Annotated in this window: 14 protein-coding genes; 9 read left to right on the top strand and 5 right to left on the bottom strand. The window is 68.4% G+C overall.

Features of this window, described 5'->3' with window-relative positions; all coding sequences use genetic code 11:
- Positions 1–442 precede the first annotated feature (442 nt).
- Complete coding sequence (locus tag JUB11_RS24885) at positions 443–1,423, top strand: hypothetical protein (protein ID WP_207461484.1); 981 nt, start codon at positions 443–445, stop codon at positions 1,421–1,423.
- Positions 1,424–1,545: 122 nt separating this feature from the next.
- Here the strand turns inward: JUB11_RS24885 and JUB11_RS24880 are convergent, their stop codons facing one another.
- A complete protein-coding gene (locus JUB11_RS24880) occupies positions 1,546–2,325 on the bottom strand; it encodes a response regulator (RefSeq protein ID WP_207461483.1) in 780 nt (259 codons plus the stop codon).
- Between the two features lie 213 nt (positions 2,326–2,538).
- Complete coding sequence (locus tag JUB11_RS24875) at positions 2,539–3,117, bottom strand: thermonuclease family protein (RefSeq protein WP_207461482.1); 579 nt, start codon at positions 3,115–3,117, stop codon at positions 2,539–2,541.
- Between the two features lie 210 nt (positions 3,118–3,327).
- Between JUB11_RS24875 and JUB11_RS24870 the strand changes: the two genes are divergently transcribed.
- Complete coding sequence (locus JUB11_RS24870; protein WP_348771501.1) at positions 3,328–4,086, top strand: EAL domain-containing protein; 759 nt, start codon at positions 3,328–3,330, stop codon at positions 4,084–4,086.
- A gap of 1 nt (position 4,087) precedes the next feature.
- On the opposite strand, the gene JUB11_RS24865 is transcribed toward JUB11_RS24870, so the two are convergent.
- Positions 4,088–4,615: a GNAT family N-acetyltransferase gene (locus tag JUB11_RS24865; protein ID WP_207461481.1), complete on the bottom strand. Its 528-nt coding sequence runs from the start codon at positions 4,613–4,615 to the stop codon at positions 4,088–4,090.
- 94 nt (positions 4,616–4,709) lie between these two features.
- Between JUB11_RS24865 and cysQ the strand changes: the two genes are divergently transcribed.
- The 5 genes from cysQ (at position 4,710) to JUB11_RS24840 (ending at position 8,917) form a co-directional block, all read left to right on the top strand.
- Positions 4,710–5,483, top strand: a complete 774-nt coding sequence (gene cysQ / locus JUB11_RS24860; protein ID WP_207461480.1) for a 3'(2'),5'-bisphosphate nucleotidase CysQ — start codon at positions 4,710–4,712, stop codon at positions 5,481–5,483.
- Positions 5,477–6,298: a ferritin-like domain-containing protein gene (locus tag JUB11_RS24855; protein WP_207461479.1), complete on the top strand. Its 822-nt coding sequence runs from the start codon at positions 5,477–5,479 to the stop codon at positions 6,296–6,298. Before cysQ ends, JUB11_RS24855 begins: the two co-directional genes overlap by 7 nt.
- Before the next feature lie 119 nt (positions 6,299–6,417).
- Positions 6,418–7,131 carry a Crp/Fnr family transcriptional regulator gene (locus JUB11_RS24850; RefSeq protein ID WP_207461478.1) on the top strand — a complete coding sequence of 238 codons (714 nt, stop codon included), beginning with the start codon at positions 6,418–6,420 and terminating at the stop codon, positions 7,129–7,131.
- Between the two features lie 125 nt (positions 7,132–7,256).
- Positions 7,257–7,607 (top strand): helix-turn-helix transcriptional regulator, encoded by a 351-nt coding sequence (locus tag JUB11_RS24845; protein WP_207461477.1) that lies wholly within the window; start codon positions 7,257–7,259, stop codon positions 7,605–7,607.
- Positions 7,604–8,917 (top strand): type II toxin-antitoxin system HipA family toxin, encoded by a 1,314-nt coding sequence (locus JUB11_RS24840; RefSeq protein WP_207461476.1) that lies wholly within the window; start codon positions 7,604–7,606, stop codon positions 8,915–8,917. The genes JUB11_RS24845 and JUB11_RS24840 overlap by 4 nt, the downstream gene beginning before the upstream one ends.
- Before the next feature lie 53 nt (positions 8,918–8,970).
- On the opposite strand, the gene JUB11_RS24835 is transcribed toward JUB11_RS24840, so the two are convergent.
- Entirely contained in the window at positions 8,971–10,821 is a 1,851-nt protein-coding gene (locus JUB11_RS24835) for an adenylate/guanylate cyclase domain-containing protein (protein ID WP_207461475.1), read from the bottom strand.
- 31 nt (positions 10,822–10,852) lie between these two features.
- Positions 10,853–12,055: a DUF4384 domain-containing protein gene (locus JUB11_RS33435; RefSeq protein ID WP_207461474.1), complete on the bottom strand. Its 1,203-nt coding sequence runs from the start codon at positions 12,053–12,055 to the stop codon at positions 10,853–10,855.
- A 421-nt stretch (positions 12,056–12,476) separates the two neighbouring features.
- Here JUB11_RS33435 and JUB11_RS24825 point away from each other — a divergent pair, with 421 nt between their 5' ends.
- Together JUB11_RS24825 and JUB11_RS24820 are read left to right on the top strand one after the other, a co-directional pair.
- Positions 12,477–12,701, top strand: coding sequence for a hypothetical protein (locus JUB11_RS24825; protein ID WP_207461473.1), 225 nt, complete (start codon positions 12,477–12,479; stop codon positions 12,699–12,701).
- A gap of 77 nt (positions 12,702–12,778) precedes the next feature.
- Positions 12,779–12,988: a DUF1150 family protein gene (locus JUB11_RS24820; RefSeq protein WP_207461472.1), complete on the top strand. Its 210-nt coding sequence runs from the start codon at positions 12,779–12,781 to the stop codon at positions 12,986–12,988.
- Positions 12,989–13,060: the final 72 nt, after the last annotated feature.

Below are 13,060 nucleotides of genomic sequence, written 5' to 3'. Positions count from 1 at the left end.
ACCTCAATCCTTCGAACCGCCCGGTGCGGACCCGCATGCCGGGTGGTGTGGGAGGGGTGCGATCCACTAGGATCGCCCCCTATCCCGATCCCGCTTTCGGCCGGGAACGTGGATGCCGGCCGGCAGGTTGCCATTGCCGGACCAGGGCATGACTACCCCATCCCTTTCATTTCTCTGACTTAGTATTTTTATTTTAAACTTGGGTCTTTATACATCCAAAAGTATGGTTGTAGAGCCTTTCTCTTCAACCCTCCAAAATTGCTTATTGAGCATCCTTTGCATCCGTGCCACCTTTTGATCTGCGATCAAGGAACATAACCTACCATCGCAGGACTACAACAATCGCTGTAGATTGTTCTGCGCCGCCATTTCTTTGCATCAAATAAGTCGTGAAATTTCGATTGGCGTTTCTCTATAAGAAAAACTAGGAAGGAAAAGGAAAATGAACAGGTTTTCTTTGCTTCTTCTTTTTACAGTCATCGGCACGTCTGCCTGCCAGAGTACCGATACGATTTCCGTTTCCAAGGAGATCGGCACGACAACGGCACTTTTGACCACGGCCGATCTCCGGATCGTGACGGAGCGGACACGTCCATCTGTTCCACTCCGGGAAGGAAGCGGATCGATCACCAACCACCGCGTCCTGTGCGCTGAACCAAGCCCGGACGTGGCCAAGGCTCTGTCCACGGCGCTTACGTTGGGGTTGACGGCACAAGGACGCGCCCCGGCCGGCGCGACCGGGCTCGAAGGCGGCTTCAACTCCGCTTACGCGACCGCAGAAAGCCTCGCGCAACTCACCGACCGCGTACCCGCTGTGCAGGCTCTCCGAGATGGGCTGTTCCGGGCATGCGAAGCCTATGCGAACGGCTCCATCGGCGACCACGCCTATTCGTTGATCCTGAGCCGGTACGGAGATGTCCTAGTCACGCTGCTCCTGGGCGAAGCTGCCGCCGGAAGCAAAAGGGCGACCCTCATCAAAATTGATGGGCAGAACTTGTACATACCGCCCAAAACGGAAGGAGGTGGCGCACAGCCATCCGCACAAAGCCCGCAACCGGCTCCTAAAGCAGCGGACAGCGGTAACAGCGACAGCATGACGGCAATTGCCAAGAGTTCCGAAACGGCTAGATCCGAACTTACCAACCACGCCATGATGACCGCACAGGCCAGCGGAAGAACCGGACAGACGGATGGAGAAAACTCCACTCCAGAAGAAGACCAGAGCGGCGCAGCGGCAGACCAGCGCGTTTTCTTTAACATGCAGAACGCTTTTATCAAACGCGACTCAGCAGGATCAATGATGGTTCTATGCGCAAACGTTCTGGATCCAACTAGGCCGCAGTATTCAATCAACAATCCACTCCATAGAAGCTGCGAAGACTTTTTCTCTGCTATCTCTCAGCAAATAGGCAACAAAGAATAGATATCGCATTTCCACTTCGCTCGCCGACGCAAACCAACACTCTGACGCAAAACAGGAGGCAGACCCGACTGCTTCCTGTTTTGCCGCGCCTCCGATCCTATTCCTTGCACCCTTTGCCGGTGTCACCCTGCCGGAACCGGCGTCGGCATGAAGACGGCGCGTGAGATGGCCGCCTTGATGGCCTCGTTGGTGAAGGGCTTGCGGACGATCTGGCCCAGGTGCCGGGCGTCCATCTCCTCCAGATCGCCGTCGAACGCGGTCACGAAGATGGTGCGCAGGGCGCGCGTCTGGCGGCAGTGACGGGCGATCTCCACGCCGCTGTCGCCGTCGGCCAGCCGCACGTCCACCAGCGCCAGCGTCGGCCGTTCCGATTCCAGAAGCTCCATGGCCTCGCGCTCGTTGGTCGCGGTGCCGCAGACGACGTGGCCCATGTCGGCGACGAGCGAGCCGATCTCCATCGCCAGCAGCGGGTTGTCCTCCACCACCATGACGCGCTGGGTCAGCGCCGCGCGGACGCCGTCCCGCGCCCGGCCCAGCCGCTCCGCCGCCTCGCCCGGCGCGATCTCCAGGAGCTGGGCGGCCTCGGTCAGGGACAGCCCCTCCAGCGTGCTCAGCAGATACAGGCGCCGGTCGGTCTCCGGAAGCTGGGCGAGAGCCCGCTCGATCGGGTGCGGGGAGGCGACGGGGCGCCCTTCCCCCTCGTCGTCGAACAGCAGGTGCAGCAGCGCGTAGAGCGCCGCGCGCGATCCCTCGGCCACCCGGAAATGGGACGGCGCCATCATGGCGACCTCCACGCTGCGCGTGACCAGGTCGTCGCCCAGCTCGGTCGAGCCCGTCAGCGCCCGTGCGTAGCGGCGCAGAAAAGGGAGATGATCGTAGAGTTGCCGTGCGTAGATTCGCATCGCCAGGGTTTCCACGCGCTCCGGCCGCCCTACGATCCCGCCCCGGGGCTCGCCGCGCTGATCCGCGCCGACATCCCGTTGGTCCGGTCCATGCGACCCAATGGTTAATGACACGTTAAGACTGTCGCACAGTATCACGCGCCGCCAGTGGCGGCGTATCGAAAAAAAGCTCAAGCCTCCTCTCCCATTCGGCAGAGGCCGGAAATGGGCGGGTCAGGACCCGCGCTCCCGCAACTGGCGGCTTCGCCACTGCCAGGGCTTCTCCACCTGTCCGGACCAGAGGCCGAATCTTTTGCTCTGCGCGTAGGCTTCGTTGGAGGCGTAGCTCGGCGACAGGCTGCGGAAGGCGAAGGCCCAGCCGCGCGCCACCATGGCCGCCCCCAGATCGACGCCGCGCACGCGGCACTCGCCCTTCTTCTCGCCGTTGCGGTCCAACTCGGCGATGGTGCATTCGACCTCCTCGCCCTTCAGGAGGTTGTTCAGCACCGAGGTGGCGATGGAAAAACAGTCCAGCTCGTGCCCGCGGCGGTTCCGGCAGAGCTGCCCCGGATCGGGCGCGTCGATGCCGAGCAGCCGCACCGTGGTTCCGTCCACCGTCAGCAGGTCGCCCGCCAGGGCCGCGCCGCTGCCACGCAGCGTCTGGTTCGGCACCGCCGGACCCTGGCGCTTGGCGCCGGGCTGCTGTGCCGCCGCCGGGGCCGCGAGCAGGAGAAGAAGGACGAGGGCGGCCGATGCCGCGCCGGCGAAAGAACGGTCGATGCCCGGGATGGTGAAAGGCCTGCATGCGCGCATGGCGGGATTATGCGGCGGTCCCGCTCCCATTCAAAGCACCCTCCGTCCGGGCGAGGGGAGCTTGGCGTGGCCGAACGTGGCTCCGGCCAGTAATGTGACCAAAGGGGGATGAAGAAATGACCTCCGGTCGGGTCGTCTTTTACGAGAATTAAATCTATTTTGAGCCATTCTAATCGAATGAGCTTGCCACGGGGAGACCGCATGACGCCGATGCTCGAAGACACTCGTAAGGGCTGCGGCGGCCTTTGCGCGGACCGCCTGGATTTCACCTTCTCCATGGCCTTCCAGCCGATCGTGGACCTGGAAGCCGGCGCCGTCTGGGCGCACGAGGCATTGGTGCGCGGCACCGAGGGCCAGGGTGCCGGCTGGGTGCTGGGCCAGGTCACGGAGGAGAACCGCTACGCCTTCGACCAGTCCTGCCGCATCAAGGCCATCGAGCTGGCCGCCCGGCTCGGCATGGGCAGCCATCTGTCGATCAACTTCCTGCCCAACGCCGTCTACAAGGCGGAGGCCTGCATCCGCGCCACGCTGGCGGCGGCGGCGCAGCATGATTTCCCGCTCGACCGCATCATCTTCGAGGTGACGGAGAACGAACGCGTGGTGGACAAGGGCCATCTCATGTCGATCTTCCGCGAGTACAAGCGCCACGGCTTCCTGACGGCCATCGACGATTTCGGATCGGGCTATTCCGGTCTGAACCTGCTGGCGGAGTTCCAGCCGGACATTCTCAAGCTCGACATGGAGCTGACCCGCAACATCGACAGCGACCGCGCCCGGCAGAGCATCGTGAAAGCCATCCTGACGGTCTGCCGGGATCTCGGCATCACGCCGGTGGCCGAAGGCATCGAGACGGCCGGTGAGGCGCTGGCGTTGCGCGACCTCGGCATCGCCCTGATGCAGGGCTATTTCTTCGCCAAGCCCGCCTACGAAGCCCTGACCGCCCAGCCCCGCCTGCCCGAAACGGCGTAGCTCAGCCCTCGACCCGCACGGTCATGTAGGTCATCGCCCCGCCGTAGGAGGCGAGCTTCGCGGCGAGTGCCGCGTCCGCCTCTCCGTACGGCGCGAAGCCCAGCCGCTCCCAATAGCCGCGCGCCGGCGGGGTCGAGGTCAGGGCGAGCCGGCCCAGCCCCAGATCCAGGGCGAGGCTCCGCGCGTGGGCCAGCGCCCCGGCGCCCAGCCCGGTGCCACGCGCCTCGGGCAGCAGCGCCACGTCGTGGATGTAGAGGCAGTCGGCCGGGTCGGGAAGCGCCCCCAGCCTGGAGTCGAGCGGCGGCGGCGCGCCGAGCCGGCCCGGATGCATCACGGCATAGCCGATGACGGCACCCCCCCGTTCCGCGACGCGGCAGCCCAGGGGGAACAGCGCCATGCGCTCTTCATAGACCTCGCGCCCCTCCGGATAGTCGAGGTGGACGATGTCCGCGACGCGCAGCACGCGGTCGATATCGGCCGCTTCCATCGCCCGCCACCGGGCGCCCGCCGGGGCCGGATCGGCAATCATCGGAATCTCCCTCGTGCTTCCACTTCAAATCCTTCCGGCGGGGGTGCCGGGCGCGGTATGGTGGCAGTAGACGATACCCCCTTTGGAGGCAACCATGACCAACGCCGCTGTGGCGACCCTGCTGCCCACAGTCCGCACCATCGCGCACGAGGCTGGTCAGGTGATCCTGCGTTTCTACAACGATGGGACCACCGTCTCCACCAAGGCGGACGGCAGCCCCGTCACCCAGGCCGACAAGGCGGCCGAGTCGGTGATCCTTCCCGCCCTGCACCACATGGCGCCGGGCATCCCCATCGTCTCGGAGGAGGCCTTTTCTGAGGGCCGCCGCCCGGACATCTCCGGCGGCCGCTTCTGGCTCGTCGATCCGCTGGACGGCACCAAGGAATTCATCAGCCGCAACGGCGAATTCACCGTGAACATCGCCCTGATCGAGGGCGGCCGCCCGGTGCTGGGCGTGGTCTACGCGCCGGCCACCGGCGACCTCTACGCCGGGGCCGGCCCCGGCACGGCGGTCCATTGGGTGGAAGGCCGGCACGACTATCCGATCAAGGTGCGCCCGAGCCCGGCGGTCGGGCTGACCGTCGTCGCCAGCCGCTCGCACGGCGACCCCGGCGAGACGGAGACCTTCCTGGCCGGGTTCAACGTCAAGGAACGCATCTCCTGCGGCAGTTCGCTGAAATTCTGCGCCGTGGCGGAGGGCAAGGCCGACCTCTACCCGCGCTTCGGCCCGACCAGCGAGTGGGACACCGCCGCCGGCCACGCCGTCCTCCTGGCCGCCGGCGGCCGGGTGGAGCAGCCGGACGGCTCGCCGCTGGTCTACGGCAAGGACGACATCCTCAACCCCCATTTCATCGCCTACGGATGGTGACGACCCTGTCCGAAGCGGCGGTCGCGGTGCTGAACACCGCGGCCCCAATGGAGAAGTCGCGGCTGACCCGCGCGTTCGCTGCCGATTGGCGGGAGGGGCGGATCGCCGAACTCGGCAACACGCTTCCCCCGGAGCGGCCGGCCCGGCCGGAGAAGCCGGAGCTGCGCCTGCCGCGCGACATGCCCAAGCGCGGCCGGGGCGGCAGCGCGCAGAACCGCATCAACCTGCTGCACGCGCTCGCCCACATCGAGCTGAACGCCATCGACCTGTCCTGGGACATCGCCGTGCGCTTCCCGCACATGGACATGCCCCGGGGCTTCATCGACGACTGGGTGCGGGTCGCCGACGACGAGGCCCGGCATTTCGCGATGCTGGAGACGCGGCTGAACGAGATGGGGGCCGCCTACGGCGACCTGCCCGCCCATGACGGGCTGTGGCAATCCGCCGTCACGACCGCCGAGGACCTCGCCGCCCGGCTCGCCATCGTGCCGCTGGTGCTGGAGGCGCGCGGGCTGGACGTAACGCCGGAGACGGTGCGCCGGCTGCGCGACGTCGGCGACGACGCCAGCGCCGACATCCTGCAGGTCATCCACGACGACGAGATCACCCACGTCGCCGCCGGACGCCACTGGTTCGGCCATCTTTGCCGGCGCGAGGGGCTCGATCCGGTGGACCACTGGCAGGCGCTGGTGAAGCGCTACTTCCGGGGGGCGCTGAAACGGCCCTTCAACATTCCGAGCCGGCTGCGCGCCGACTTCGGCCCGGAATTCTACGAGCCCATCGCCGAGGATCCCGGCCCGCCCAGAATAGAATAGGCCCCGGACGGAGTAGACGGGTTCCGGCGAACTACCGCCACTGACACCGCGAGCCTTGCCGTTGCCCCTTGTACACTGTCGGACGTGCGACGGGGGATCGATGGGTGGGGGGAACGGCCATGGCGCCGGTGCGGATCGCGTTCGACAAGGAGCTGGTGCTCTCCGGCCATTTCCTGCTCCGGCATCTGGAGAAGGCGGAGCTGCGGCGCCTCGCCGCCGCGGCGCGGCTGGCCTACCACAAGCCGAACGAGATCATCTTCCAGAAGGGCGACCCCGGCGACAGCATGATGGCCGTCGTGCGCGGCCGGGTGAAGATCTGCTCCCACTCCTCGGACGGGAAGGAGCTGGTCCTGAACATCATCGGCAAGGGCGGCCTGTTCGGCGAGATCGCCCTGCTCGACGGCCAGCCGCGCACCGCCGACGCCGTGGCGCTGGAGGAGACGGACCTGCTGGTGCTCGACCGGTCGAGCTTCATGCCCTTCCTCTCCGAACGGCCGGCGGTGGCGCTCCAGCTCATCACCGTCCTGTGCAAGCGGCTGCGCCAGACCAGCGAGCATCTGGAGGACACGCTGTTCCTGGAGGCCTCCTCCCGCTTCGCCCGCGCGCTCATGCGGCTGGCCGAGGTGTTCGGCCGGCCGGCGCCGAACAACGGCCTGACGCTCGACATCAAGCTGTCGCAGCAGCAGCTCGGCTCGCTGGTCGGCGTGTCGCGGGAGAGCATCAACAAGCTGCTCGGCGAATGGCAGCGCAGCGGCGTCATCGCCGTCGCCAACGGCCACATCACCCTGCTCGACCGCGGCGCGCTTGAGGACATCGCCGCCGTGACAGGCTGACGGGCCTTTCGCGTACGGAAAAACGTACGTGATGAGCACTATGCCCGTTAAAACGGACATAGCTTGTCTAGTTTCTGTATCGTACAATCATCCGCACCTGTCCGCACCAATGCACGATCGGACACATGCGGAAGCTCGAAACCACCGGTCAAAGGCTCAGCCAGCAACTTCGCCAAGCGCGCCAGGACAGCGGCCTGACACAGCAGGACGTAGCCGAACGCCTCGGCCGCACTCGGGGACGACTGAGCGAACTTGAGGCCGGCCTCGCCGAAGGCAAAGCTTTGCGGGACCGGCTCAGCCTCTTCCTCGATATGGCCGAGGCGCTTGGCGTCGTGCCCGTGCTGGTGCCGCGCTCGCGGATCGCCGATGTCGAAGCGCTGCTCGAAGACCGTCCTGTCGTCCCTGGACCGGCATCGCCTCCGAGAGTTCTCGACGAAGTGTTCGTGGACCTGTCCGGCGAGGACGATGAGGAATGAAGAACGCTGCTGCGGTCCTGGGGGTGTATCTGCTCCTTGACGGCGGACCGGTGCGCGTCGGCACGCTGACGCGCGACGCCAGACGCTCGACAAGCTTCGTGGTCGATGAGGGATACATCCGGGCCGGAGCGGGCCGGCCGGTCTGCAGCCTCAGCTGGTTCGATTCGGTGAGCGAGGACGCCACGGTCGCGCGGCTGCGCGCCATGGAGGACAAGATCGGGCTTCTCGGTCAGCTGCCGCCCTGGTTCGCCGGCCTCCTCCCGGAGGGCGCCCTGCGCTCCCTGGTGGAAACCGAGATGAGCCATGGGGATCATGATGATTTCGATGTCCTCGCCCGGCTGGGCGGCGACCTGCCCGGAGCGGTGTGCGTCCTGCCGGAAAGCGGTATTCCCGACACCGGCTTCACGTGGGAGAACCTGGACGGCTTCAAGGTTCCGCTTCCCAGCGGCCTGGTGAAGTTTTCCCTTGCCGGCGTGCAATTGAAGTTCACCGCCGAAATGGCGGATGGCCGCCTCACCGCGCCGGCGCGCGGGGCCGACGGGCGCTACATTCTGAAACTTCCGTCCGAGCGCCACGCCCTGCTGCCCGAGATGGAATTTACGGCGATGTCGCTCTGCCGGGATGCCGGCATCAACACGGCGTCGTGCCGGTTGGTGCCGCTTGCCACCGTGCTCGGCATCCCGCCCGCCTTCCGCGAGCATGGCGGCAACGCGCTGCTGGTCGAACGCTTCGACCGCACGGCCACGGGAGGCCGTGTCCACATAGAGGACATGGCACAGATACTCGGCGCGGTCGGTGACCGGAAATACACCATGGCCAACATCGAGACCGTGTGGAACATGCTGCGCCGTTTCTCGGGCGACCCCTATGGGGACGTGATCGAGGGCATGCGCAGGGTGGCGGCCGACATCCTGCTGGGCAGCGGAGACAATCACCTCAAGAACTGGTCCTTCCGGTTCGGGCATGGTGGCCGCCGGCCGCGCTTGTCGCCCGCCTACGACATCGTTCCAACCTGGCTGTACGACCGCGACGGGACGTTGGCTCTGCCTTTGGGCGGAACCGCGGCGGCGGCGGCGATCGGCTTGGGCAAGTTCCGGCGGGCGGGCAGGTTCTTCCAGATGGACGTGGATCTCATCGAACGCGAGGTGCGGGACTTCGTCCTTCGCGCAGCCGACACCTGGCCGGCGCTCGTCAAGGATTTGCCCATGCCCGCCGACAAGGCGGACGCCATGCTTGCCCGCATGCGCGGGACCGAGCTGTTTCAGGCCTGCACCTCCACGGCCGGACCCTCTTCGCCTGCCCGTCCCTGAATCTGGCCGTCTCAGAGAACCCGGCCCGGCCGCATGCGCCCGGTTCGTCCCGCTCACTCCCCGGCCAGCGCCTGGGGTTCGGCACCGTCGCGGACCAGCCAGATGCGCACGGTCTTGCGTTTGCCCTTCAGCGCCACCTCGCCCACGGGCAGCCCATCGAGCTTGCCTTCCACGGCCCGCCAGGTGGGCTCGCCGATGACGATGCGGCAGTGGCGCGAGGAGCGGGCGCCGATGGTCTTGGCGTGGCTTTCCAGCCGGGCGGCGGTGTTGGCGGTGTCGCCGAGCAGGGAATATTCCATGTGCCGCAGCCCGCCGAGGCTGCCGGCGACCAGCGGGCCGGTGTGGATGCCCACGCGGATGCCGACGGGGGGCAGCCCCTCCGCCTGCCAGCGCCGGTTCAGCGATTCGAGCTCCCGTCCCATCTGGACCGCGCAACGCACCGCACGCTCGGCGTCGGCGTCGATCTCCGCCTGGGTCGTGCGGGCGACGGGGGCGCCGAAGACCGCCAGGATCGCGTCGCCGACGAAGCGCAGCACCACCCCCTCGTGGGCGCCGACGATCCGCACCATGGCGTCGAGATAACCCTCCAGCCAGCGGATCAGCGGTTCCGGCTCCAGCGCTTCGCAGATGGTGGTGAAGCCCTCGATGTCGGAGAAGAGGACGGTCGCGGTCAGCTCCTGCGGGCGCGGGCGGCCGCCGGCCAGGAAGGTCGCGCGCTCGCGCCAGACCTGCTCGGCGATCGGCTGCGAGACGTGGTTGGCGAAAAGCCGCATCAGCGTGCGCCGGTCGGTGCGTTCGCGCAGGGAAAGATGCGCCGCGGTGAGCGCGATCCCGCCGAGCCAGGCCGCCGAGGGCGCCATCATCGGCACAAGCGGCCCCCCCTTAGCGAAGACCGCCGCCGCCGCCGCCCACAGCCCGAACAGCGACAGCAGGCTCAAGGGCGCCAGCACCCAGGTCGGCGGCCCGGCCAGCGCCAGCGCCACCCCGGCGAGGCTCAAGGCCAGGACCAGCGCCGCCTCCCAGGCGAAGGGCAGCGACGGGTCGCCGCGCCCGTCCAGCATCTGGGCCAGCGCGTGCGCCTGGATCTCCACCCCGGGCGTGGACAGGCCGGCGACCGACAGGGGCGTGCGGTGCTGGTCCACCCCGGTCTGCACCGTGCCGATCAGCGCGACCCGGCCGGCCAGCCAGCTCTTCGGCAAGACGGGCACCAGCTCCGCCGGATAGGCGGCGAAGGGCGGCTTGCCCGGTCCCGGCCCAGCCCTCCAGGCGATCCGGAAGGGCTCGTCCGGCACGTCCGCGCCGTCGATCTCCGCCAGCCGGGCGGCGAAGCTCGGGGTGCCGTCGGGCGCGCGGGGGACGTGCCAGCGCACCGTGCCGTCCAGCCGGTCCTTGGCGAGGTTGGCGTGGCCCGTGGGCAGCCCGTCTAGGAAACCGCCGAGATAGCCCCGCTGCCGGTCCGTCAGGGGCGTGGCGCCGAGCGCCGTGATGCCGACCACCGGCACCGAGGCGGTGCGGATGCGGTCGCGCAGCCGGTCGTCGAGCGACAGCAGCGTCGGCTGGTCGAACAGCACGTCGATGCCGATGGCGCGCACCCCCGCCGCTTCCAGCTGCCCGACCAGGTCGGCCAGATAGCCCCGGTCGACCGGCGAGCGGCAGGAGAGCTGGGCGAAAAGATCCTCGCCGAGCGTCACCAGCACGACGCGCGAATGCTGCGGCGAGGCCGGGGTGAGGTAGGAGACGAGCAGGTCGTTGAAGGTCTCGTCCGCCGAGCGCAGCGGCGGGACCAGCCGCGTCAGCCCGAGCGCTGCCACCGCGACCGCCCCCCCCACGGCGAGCCACAGCCAGCGTCCGGAGGGCAGGCCGGGGAGGAGGCGCTTCCCGGCGGGGGTGGGGCGGCTGTCCATCCTGGCGTTCCGCGTTCCCGCACCCTCCCCGTCAGTCGACGCGCAGCACGACCTGCGCCATCACGAGATCCGTCCCCCGCAGCGCGCCGAGCGCCCGGTCGAGCCGCTTCAACGCGTCGGGGCCGAGCGGCCGGTAGGCCTCCTGCCGGCCCGGCAGTTCGCCGTCCAGGTCGCGCCCGGCGGCGAAGCAGCGGACCTCCTGGTCGCTGCCCGGCTGGCCAGCCTGGATGGAGAGCGGCATGCGCTCGCCGGGGAAGCTCAGGGGAACATGCCCTTCCACCCGGGAGCTGGCCGAAGCACCCGGCGGGAAGATCGGCGTCAGCCCGCGCCGGTTGCGCAGGTAGCAGTAGACATGGGCGTCGCGGTTGGTCTGGAGCACCATCCGCACCGGCTCGCCCGGCCGGTAGGTCGGGTAGAGGCCCCGGTCCGTCGCGAGATAGAGGTTCAGCGGCGCCATCTGGTCGCGCAGGCTGGACAGCAGGGCCTCGGCCTGCGCCCGGCAGCCGGCCCGCGCCACGCTCACCGCCAGGGCGGGGCCGCGCTGGGCCTTCCCCTTCCCGCCATCGACCAGCCGCAGCCACAGGGCGTGGCGCGGCTTCCGGTCGGGGCCGGCGACGATGATCTCGGCACCATCGCGCACGGGGATCTGGCGGGGCCAGGGGACCGTGCCGTCGCCCTTATCCCCTTCCGCTCCCCCGCCGTCGGCGGGCCAGGAGACGCGGGCGGTGGCGCCGGTCGCCCGGTCGCGCAGGGTCACCGCCGACAGGGCCGGGTCGCTGGGACGGCGCAGCCGGAGCTGGCCGTCGGACGGCACGCAGTAGGTCCCGGTCGAGCCGGGATCGATGGCGAGCGCCGTCTCCAGCCTCACCGGCCAGGGGCTGACGGAGCGGCTGGCGCCGAGATCCGTCTGAAAGAAGCGCTCCCCGCTCACGAGGTCACCCGCGGCATCGGCTCCGCCGCGCGCCGCCAGCTGCGGCACGCTGTCGATCCGGCCCTCGAACGGGCCTTCCAGCCGGATCATACGGCCGTCGGCGAACAGGAAATGCGCGGCCGCCCCCTCCGGCACCGTCACGGTGGAGCCGTCCGCCACGACCTGCCCCAGCGCATAGCCCGGTGCCGTGGAGGCGACCACAACCGCCTCCTCGGCCCGCGCGCCGGCCGGAATGGCCAGGGCCGTGCCCAGGAGCATGGCGGCGGCCAGGCAAACGCCCAGTCCGGCCCTGCCTGCCTTCACCCTGCCGGTTCTCGTCTGCCCAGGTGCCTTGCAGCCAGCTGTCTTGGTCATTCTCAGCTCCGGCGGATCCCGCGCGATCATTGTAAGGCCGTCACGCCGCTGTCCAGCCGGCGGAGGGGGAACATCCGATGGGCCGGGCTAGCCCATGGAAAGGGGTACGCCCCGCCGGCGGCCACGGCTCCGCCGCACAGTTCCGCCGAACAATCCCGCCGAACAATCCCTAGGACGCCAACAGCCCAAACGCTGTGAAGCAGCCCACACTCCGCCGCCGATTTTTCACATCGCCGGGAAGTGTGGCACAATTGCACACCGAATCCGATGGGAAATAGCGGCCGTTTGTGAAGCAGGCCACAGCGGCCCGGAGCGGGCGGGCCTAGATTGTGCTCTAGGAAAACCAACACCTTCACGCCCGGAGACGACGATGACTGCCATCCGCACGCGCAGCCCGAGCCGCACGCGGTCCGCCGACCTGTTCGCCCGCTACGCCATCGCCAGCCATGCCTATCTCCGCCCGGTCCTGCTGGAGGGCCGACCGGCCTACGCGGTCCACGCCGCCGATGGCACCTGCCTCTGGCTGGAATCCGACCCCAAGGCCGCCGGCGACCGGCTGAACGGCGAGGGGATGTCCCTGGTCAGCCTGCAATAGCCAGCACCTCGCGGCATCCCGCGGCCCGCCGAACCGAACGCCCCGACGCTCCCACCCCACGCATCCGGAAAACGCCCATGTCCAACATCGATGCTCTCGCCCGCACCCAACTGACCGAGCTGGGCCGCATGGAACGCGGCTACGTCAAGCCGGTGCGCCGCCGGGGCCGCATCACCGGCTATGTCACCTACTGCGCCGACGGCACCTATCTGTGGCGCTTCAAGAGCCGGGAGCTGGCGGTCGCGGCCATGCGCCAGCAGGACCTGGAGCCGCTCAGCGTCCACTGATCCCGCACCATGGCGCCGGGCGCCGGGCGTGAAAAAAGCCCCTTTCCCGAAGGAAAGGGGCCTTGAGTGCTT

The organism is Azospirillum sp. SYSU D00513, from assembly GCF_017356015.1.
Taxonomy (GTDB): Bacteria; Pseudomonadota; Alphaproteobacteria; order Azospirillales; family Azospirillaceae; genus Azospirillum.
This window is presented reverse-complemented; position numbering and strand designations above follow the sequence as displayed.

Excerpts from the sequence above, each read along its gene's own strand:
- JUB11_RS24885 (WP_207461484.1), top strand. The coding sequence starts at position 443 with ATGAACAGGTTTTCTTTGCTTCTTCTTTTTACAGTCATCGGCACGTCT.
- JUB11_RS24880 (WP_207461483.1), bottom strand. The coding sequence starts at position 2,325 with ATGCGAATCTACGCACGGCAACTCTACGATCATCTCCCTTTTCTGCGC.
- JUB11_RS24875 (WP_207461482.1), bottom strand. The coding sequence starts at position 3,117 with ATGCGCGCATGCAGGCCTTTCACCATCCCGGGCATCGACCGTTCTTTC.
- JUB11_RS24870 (WP_348771501.1), top strand. The coding sequence starts at position 3,328 with ATGCTCGAAGACACTCGTAAGGGCTGCGGCGGCCTTTGCGCGGACCGC.
- JUB11_RS24865 (WP_207461481.1), bottom strand. The coding sequence starts at position 4,615 with ATGATTGCCGATCCGGCCCCGGCGGGCGCCCGGTGGCGGGCGATGGAA.
- cysQ (WP_207461480.1), top strand. The coding sequence starts at position 4,710 with ATGACCAACGCCGCTGTGGCGACCCTGCTGCCCACAGTCCGCACCATC.
- JUB11_RS24855 (WP_207461479.1), top strand. The coding sequence starts at position 5,477 with ATGGTGACGACCCTGTCCGAAGCGGCGGTCGCGGTGCTGAACACCGCG.
- JUB11_RS24850 (WP_207461478.1), top strand. The coding sequence starts at position 6,418 with ATGGCGCCGGTGCGGATCGCGTTCGACAAGGAGCTGGTGCTCTCCGGC.
- JUB11_RS24845 (WP_207461477.1), top strand. The coding sequence starts at position 7,257 with ATGCGGAAGCTCGAAACCACCGGTCAAAGGCTCAGCCAGCAACTTCGC.
- JUB11_RS24840 (WP_207461476.1), top strand. The coding sequence starts at position 7,604 with ATGAAGAACGCTGCTGCGGTCCTGGGGGTGTATCTGCTCCTTGACGGC.
- JUB11_RS24835 (WP_207461475.1), bottom strand. The coding sequence starts at position 10,821 with ATGGACAGCCGCCCCACCCCCGCCGGGAAGCGCCTCCTCCCCGGCCTG.
- JUB11_RS24825 (WP_207461473.1), top strand. The coding sequence starts at position 12,477 with ATGACTGCCATCCGCACGCGCAGCCCGAGCCGCACGCGGTCCGCCGAC.
- JUB11_RS24820 (WP_207461472.1), top strand. The coding sequence starts at position 12,779 with ATGTCCAACATCGATGCTCTCGCCCGCACCCAACTGACCGAGCTGGGC.